This window comes from Roseovarius sp. MBR-51 (assembly GCF_053628575.1).
The window spans coordinates 331,793-338,635 of sequence record NZ_JBRJGQ010000005.1 but is presented as its reverse complement, the minus strand read 5'-3'; the positions used below and the strand labels follow the sequence as shown (position 1 = coordinate 338,635).

Sequence of the window (6,843 nt, the reverse complement as noted above, 5' to 3'; positions counted from 1 at the left end):
CGATATGCCGGTCTCGCGCCTGCACGAGTTGCTGCCGTGGGAATGGAACGCAGCAGCGCACCAGGTCAAGGCTGCCTAACCACGGTCCTCGGCGGATGCTTACGGATGGTCTTGGGATAGCCCGGTCTGCGGCACACCCGGTCCAGTGTCGCAACCACGTCCTCACCGCGATAGCTGAACCGGGCAACAAGCACCGGCACGTATCGCGAGAACTTGTCCGCGACCGTCAGAACCCGAAGCTTATTGCCCGTTGCCAGCTGGTCATGAACAAAATCCATCGCCCAGACCTCGTTCGTACCCGAGCTATGAACCTGCAATATAGTGTTTCGATCAACAACCGATATGATCCAGCCCCCGTTTCACCCGACCGCTAAGCGGTTTCGGTTTTGGCCTTGATAAGCTCGCGGGGCGAGCACCACTTCTGCAAAGCTTCGGGATCGTTTTGCAGTTGATATTGGATAGGCCTTATCGGTCGGAGTTGTCTCTAGGTTTCGGCTGCAACGGACGCTTGTTGAGCGCAGCGGATATGATTGCGTGGCGCGGCGAAGATTGCGTCTGTGGAGACTACACCCAAACCGATAAGGCCATCCAGCACCACTCAACTTCCCTGCCCTCTCCTGCGCAGTCGCGACTTGAGTTGACCCAGCAACACTTTGTCCTGGGCATCGAGACAACAAACAAGAAGAGTCGTCACATAGCCCGCAGATGCCAGACAGAAACCGACTCCTAGCATTGCCCAACTGTCCAGCGCCATAGAATGTGTCCAGCCCAAACAGATCAATGCCGCAATAAGCCCGGGTAGACATCCGGGACAAAGGGTTAGGCGGATGAAATCTATCCAACTTCCCTGAATGAAGCGCAGGCTTCCGGGCCAGATGATCAAGAGATGTCCCAGACCGGAGCCAATACCGAACGCATACCCCGCACCCAGTGCGCCCATATCCAGCCAGACTATGAATATCCACAACATGGCCAAGGTCGCAAGAACAACGATAATGTTCAGAATGTTGAAGGCGCGAATCTCTCCGGAGGCATAGGCGACTTGAAAGAACATGGCGCTGGCCCAGATTAGTGGATAGGCACCCAAAACCCATATCAGTACCGTAGCTGCATCCAGGTAATCAGGCCCTACATAAAGAGTAACTAGCGGGCGACCAAAGATGATTAGGCTGGGTGGTAGAAAAAGCGCGGCCCAGAGATAGTATCGTCCACCCCTATAAAACAGCCCACGCAACGCCTCCTTGCCACCTGACACGAAGACTGAGGTCAGTTCGGGGAGGGCCGGGCGCGCGCCGACCGAGATCAGTTTGCGGATCTGAAGATCCGGAAGGTTTCCCAGATGAAAGGACACCACGTCGACTGGATTGGAATAGTGGTTTAGAAATAGCGCTGGGGTCGCGCGGTGCACGATGTTGCCGATACCCTGCACCGTCGTCCAGAGACTGAAGGACAACAGAGTGGCTACCGCCCGGCGCGAGATCAGGCGGTGATTGAACCTTGCGGCCGGCAGCAGGCGGATGGTGAAATAGATCCGTATCGCTAGATCCAGAAGACTGCTGAGAACCGTGGCCACCACCAGCCAGATAACCTGCGGTCCGATGCCGAACAGAAACACAAGCAACAGTGCGATGCGCACAAGCAGCGTCCCAAAGTTAACCAGATTAAGTGTGACGAACCGCATCTTAGCGAACAAGCCAAAGCTGAACGGAGAAGCCGCCATTTCAAGGCAGAGAGACAGGACCAGCAGGGACAACATGATCTGGGCGTCGTGCCTGTGCGCTGCATCCACATTGATCAATTGATCGATATGCTGTACTGCCCACGCCCCCCCAGTTGCCACCATGAGCGCTACCAACGCCAGCAGCGGTAACATTGATGACACAATTCGCGCGACCTCTGTGTCGTCACCGCCTGCATCTGCCGCCACCAAAAAACGCGCGACTCCGCCGGCAAAGGCGTCCCGGAATAGTGCTCCAAAGATCATCAGAGAGGTTAGCACAGGTACAAGGCTGTATTCTTCGGCCCCGACCCGGCGCAACAAAAACTGGTTCACCCAGATCAGAATGATCAGATTTAGGATAGCGCCCAGCAACGAGGCACCAACATTGGTGACAAACCTGCCTACAGCGCCCTGTTTCATAACCATTCAAAATCTCACATGCGCCGAAGCGCGTAAAAATTCTAGTACTATCTTCTCTTTAACCAACCCGTGTAAAGTTGTCGATGTAACGTCCCAGGGCTCTGCCGAAGATGAAATTGGCGATAGCAGGTGCGTCAAGAGTATAACAGTCTGTTCTGGATTTTGTCGTCTGCGCATTGCATGTTTAGGAGGAACGGTCCCGACCCGGCCTGCCCGGGCGTAGTGAAAAATGGGTCGGCCACTTGAGTCCACCGAGAGCGGGTAGAGTTATGCGTAGTCTTGTTATCAGCCGATGGGGGCCGGGGCGTTTGGATAGTGGAGCTGCGCTGCGTAACGCTCAGAACATGGCGGCACTGGCAGGACTTGGTACGGTAAACGTCATAACGGTTGATCCGTCCGGCAACATACCCGATGCCGAGCGGTTTCCAGGTGTTACTGAAACTGGTCAATATGTGCCCGCCTCACCTTGGCGTGTCCCCGGCCGCTGGCTACTGCCCGGACCGCACCATACGATCCGCCGCTATACGGATGCAGCCCTGATGCAGTATCTGCGATCCCTGACTCCCGACAGTTATGATTTTGCGCTGATCGAGGAAATTTCGCTCTCGGCCTATGTGGTCCCACTACGTGCTGCCGGGATCCCGACTATATTCGACGCTCATAACGTCGAAGCCCGGCTCTGGGCCGATATAGGCAACGAGGATGGAGTGCGAAAATTCGGACTGGCCGCGCTTCGCCAGCGAATGTTCAACAGCAAATTACGGCAGGCCGAGGCACGAGCCGTGAAAACCGCAGATTTTGTCTGGGCTTGTAGCGATGTCGATGCAAGGTTGATGGAGCGACTTTATCAACCAAAAAATGGGGTGGCGGTAGTGCCCAATGCCATCAATGTCGATGCTTATGCCGATGCACGCCGTATCCGGAACGATGCAGATCCCACCAACCCGCCGCTACTGGTGTATATTGGTAGTTACTCCTATAAACCCAATGAAATTGCCGCTCTTAGGCTGATACAGGGCATTCTACCCGCTCTCCAGCAGGTCGGTATGGACCTAAACTTGGCAATTGTCGGACGCGACCCTACACTGGCGATGCAGAAAGCGGCGGCGAAAGACCGGTCTGTGCTTGTCACCGGCGGGGTTGCCAGCATTCTGCCATACCTCGCGCAACAAAGCATCGCGGTCATGCCCATCACGATCGGTGGCGGCACCCGGCTCAAGGTTCTTGAAGCCTTCGCCGCTGGTTGCCCGGTTATTAGCACTGCCAAGGGTGCCGAAGGGATTGATGTGCAGCATGGAGAGAACATCTTAATCGCTGAAACAGATACGGAGTTTGTCTCGGAAATCCTGCGGCTTGTTCACGATCCAGCAGCCCGCGCAACCCTTGGGATGTGCGGCTTTGAAACCGTTTCGAGGGGTTATTCCTGGGCGGCCGCAGCCAGGGCAGTCCGAGCCTCTCTGGGTGAGGCTACGGCATGACTCTGCCCAGTTTTTTGGTGATAGGAGCCGCCAAAAGCGGTACCACCTCGCTAGTCTCCTATCTTGCCCAGCATCCCGACGTTTTTGTGCCCACTTCGAAAGAACCAAACTATTTTGCATTGTCCGGACAGCAGGATAACCCGATCGGCCCAGCCCCGCCGCATATCCTGCGGCAGATGCTCTATAATTGGTCCCGCAGTAACCTGTCTGAATATACTGCCATGTTTGACGGGGCGGACGATGCGTACGCCGTGGGCGAGGGCTCGGTCCGCTATCTCTATTTTCCCGATTCTCCTACCCGTGTCCGAGATATGCTACCCAACATCCGAATCGTAGCCATCCTGCGCGAACCGGTCTCGCGGCTCTATTCGCATTACAATATGAACCGTCAGAACCAACTTGAGCCGTTGGAGCTACGCGCGGCGCTGGCCGCCGAAGATGACCGCGTGGCTGCCGGGTGGGGCTGGGACTGGCACTATCGGCGGCTCAGCCTGTACGGTGCACAGTTGAAACGCTGGTTTGACCTGTTCCCGCGAGAGCAGATCCAGGTTCATTTCTATGATGATTTCATAGCCCATCCCATGGCCGTCATCTCGGATATCTTCCGCCATATCAAGGTTAACCCTGATTTCATCCCGGACATGAACCGCCGAGGTATGGTCAGCACGTTGCCGCGCAATCTCTGGCTGGACCGTCAGATCAACTGGCCAAGCCGCATGCGCTACAGGCTGCTTTCTCCACCATTACGGCGCTTCACCGTCCCGCTCCTGCATCGACTTAACCGCTGGAATAGCATGCCGACATCGCCGCTTGATCCGGACTTGCGTGCCGAGCTCACCCCCGTTTTCTCCGAAGACCTCGCGTTTTTATCCGAGCTTTTGCAACGTGATGTGCCGTGGCAGAGTATGCCAAACTAGACACGTAAACAAAGAGTATTGCTTCATGAGGTCTCGCCCAGAAATAGATGGTCTGAGCGACTGCGCAGTGGTTGCTGTATATGCTGTCCTGTACCATGAAGGTTTTTGCCTGTTTGCCGGTCGCTTCATCGGAGTTGCCATATTGTTTCAGTCAGAGGTGGCCCATTTTTCTGATGCGGCCAACTTTCATGTTAGACCATGACCGTCGTCAGCATTATTTGCAGGCATGGGATTTTCCTTTACTGATTTCATCGGGCAATACGTTCTTGGAGTGTCTGCAATTTCTTTGAAAGGAATTTATTGGACAATGAATTTGGACAAACAGGCAAAGCAGGGTATTCACCTCTCAGGTTATCAGACCCGCGACTATGATGTTGTTGACTATCATATGACGGAGCTTCCCGGAACTGGGCTGCAGTTCCGGGGGCCTGTTCCGGAAGCGGCCCTAAGTGGAGGCAACTTTTTTGCCTGCATCGGCGCTGCCCAAACCTTTGGATGTTTCTGCGAAGAGCCCTACCCAGACCTGATAGGGCGCGAAGTCGGTTTACCCGCTCTCAATCTAGGTTACGGCGGCGCAGGACCGGAGTTTTTCCTCAAGCAGGATAGCTTGCTGCCCTATCTGAACCGCGCGCGTTTCGTGATCTTGCAAGTCATGTCCGCACGCAGTCAGAGTAACCAGCTATATGACTGTGACGGGTTGGAATATGTTCGCCTGCATCAGGACGGACGCCGTATGGGGGCAGCCGCTGCCTTCATGGAACTGCTACGCGGGCCGGAGGCTATCTACAACCTTCCGTTGCCATTCCGCGTGCGCCGCAAGCTGGCTAATCTTAAGGTCCGGCCACGCGCCCGTGCCATCGTGTCGGATCTGCGTGAAGCTTGGATCCGATCCAACCTTGAACTGATCGAACGGATTGAGGTCCCCGTTATCCTGCTCTGGTACTCGAAACGTGCGCCAGCCTATCAGGAAGGTTACGCGACCCATTCTCAGTTGTTCGGAGAATTTCCACACATGGTCACGCCACAGATGCTGGCACCACTGAAGAGTAAAGTTGCAGCCTATGTTGAGGTTATCACGTCAGTCGGTAGTCCCCAGCCCCTGTTCAGCCGCTTCACCGGCAAACCGACAACGGTCAACCCAGCCAATGACCGATCTGATCTTGCCGTCAAGCCGTGGTCGGAAAACCTGTACTACCCCTCACCCGAAATGCACCATGATGTGGTACGCAGTCTTTTGAACAATCCGGAAGCCATAGCGGTAATGCGGAACAAACCGTAGACCTGTATTTCTGGGACTGTTGCATAAACTCGATGATGTTTGGCTGGAGTTGTTTACGACTTTGGGTCACGCTGCGATTTCGAACAACCGATCGATAAACTCCAGCTCGCCCATGTCACCTGCTTTCTTGTTTTGGATGTGGCCGCAGTTGATGGTTCGGATTGTCTTGATGCCTGTCAAGGTTGCTTTAGCTGTTTACAACAATCGAAAGCTCCGATGATTTCCGAGCGGCTGTTTCAAAGCGGCGTGGTCGCTCTTGATCAGGTTATCGCGCCACTTTTGGTCGATATGCCTGATGCTGTCAAAATGTGGATCGTATCGGTGATTGATCTCGCCGATGACGCGCCATTAGCTTTATGCCTTGTCGGTGCAGATGGACACTGGGCGATCTAGTCGCACACGCTCAATTGTCTTGCGCAAAAAAGGCGCCTGCCGCCTTTGTGTCCCGCCGCGCGGTCAACCGAAAATTAACCGTTTGGCCGTTCGCATCTACCGCGCGCCACAAGTAGCGCCATCTCCCACCAACCTGAATGCAGGTTGAGTCCACATGCCAATCGATGCTTGCGCGGCGCAGTTGCTTTTCCGTGCGCTTGGCCAGTTCAGGGCTGAATTTCTGTACCCAGCGATAGACGGTGGATCTATCGACAGTGATCCCAAGCTCAGCTAGAAGGTCAGCGAGATCTTGGTAGGACAACGGATAGCGCAAATACCAATGCACGGCGCAAAGGATGACATCACGCGGAAAACGGTGATGTTGAATGGCAATTTTCGCGGCATGTTGAACCTAAAAGACAAAAAATCTGGCAGCAAAGCGCCGTTAATGCAGGGTCTCGTTTGACGGCTTGCGCCACGCCGGCAACTTCATCGCAGCATGGCATGCTGATTTTAACCACCATCGCCCCACACAAGCCTCGCTGGCATGACGCCTGCGAAGTAGGCTAACCGGTAAAATGAAGACCAGAACCTGAACCGAGCTAACCTAAATTAGCGGGCGCTAAAGGTCGCAGGTCAGAAGCGCTATGGGACAGT

The 6,843-nt window shown here is 54.9% G+C and carries 4 protein-coding genes and 2 pseudogenes; 3 read left to right on the top strand and 3 right to left on the bottom strand.

Going from position 1 to position 6,843, the window contains the following annotated elements:
- Positions 1 to 101: 101 nt before the first annotated feature.
- Together ACSSVY_RS09835 and ACSSVY_RS09830 are read right to left on the bottom strand one after the other, a co-directional pair.
- Positions 102 to 299, bottom strand: a pseudogene (locus ACSSVY_RS09835) (DDE-type integrase/transposase/recombinase); the annotation flags it as partial.
- 299 nt (positions 300 to 598) lie between these two features.
- The gene (locus tag ACSSVY_RS09830) at positions 599 to 2,146 is read right to left on the bottom strand and encodes a lipopolysaccharide biosynthesis protein (RefSeq protein WP_454269367.1); all 1,548 of its coding nucleotides are present in this window, start codon (positions 2,144 to 2,146) and stop codon (positions 599 to 601) included.
- Between the two features lie 263 nt (positions 2,147 to 2,409).
- Between ACSSVY_RS09830 and ACSSVY_RS09825 the strand changes: the two genes are divergently transcribed.
- From ACSSVY_RS09825 to ACSSVY_RS09815, 3 genes are all read left to right on the top strand, one after another.
- A complete protein-coding gene (locus ACSSVY_RS09825; protein WP_454269366.1) occupies positions 2,410 to 3,618 on the top strand; it encodes a glycosyltransferase family 4 protein in 1,209 nt (402 codons plus the stop codon).
- Positions 3,615 to 4,535 (top strand): sulfotransferase, encoded by a 921-nt coding sequence (locus tag ACSSVY_RS09820; protein ID WP_454269365.1) that lies wholly within the window; start codon positions 3,615 to 3,617, stop codon positions 4,533 to 4,535. Before ACSSVY_RS09825 ends, ACSSVY_RS09820 begins: the two co-directional genes overlap by 4 nt.
- Positions 4,536 to 4,761: 226 nt before the next feature.
- Positions 4,762 to 5,814 (top strand): DUF6473 family protein, encoded by a 1,053-nt coding sequence (locus ACSSVY_RS09815; RefSeq protein ID WP_454269364.1) that lies wholly within the window; start codon positions 4,762 to 4,764, stop codon positions 5,812 to 5,814.
- 66 nt (positions 5,815 to 5,880) lie between these two features.
- Here the strand turns inward: ACSSVY_RS09815 and ACSSVY_RS09810 are convergent.
- Positions 5,881 to 6,591: pseudogene (locus tag ACSSVY_RS09810) on the bottom strand (IS6 family transposase).
- Positions 6,592 to 6,843 lie beyond the last annotated feature (252 nt).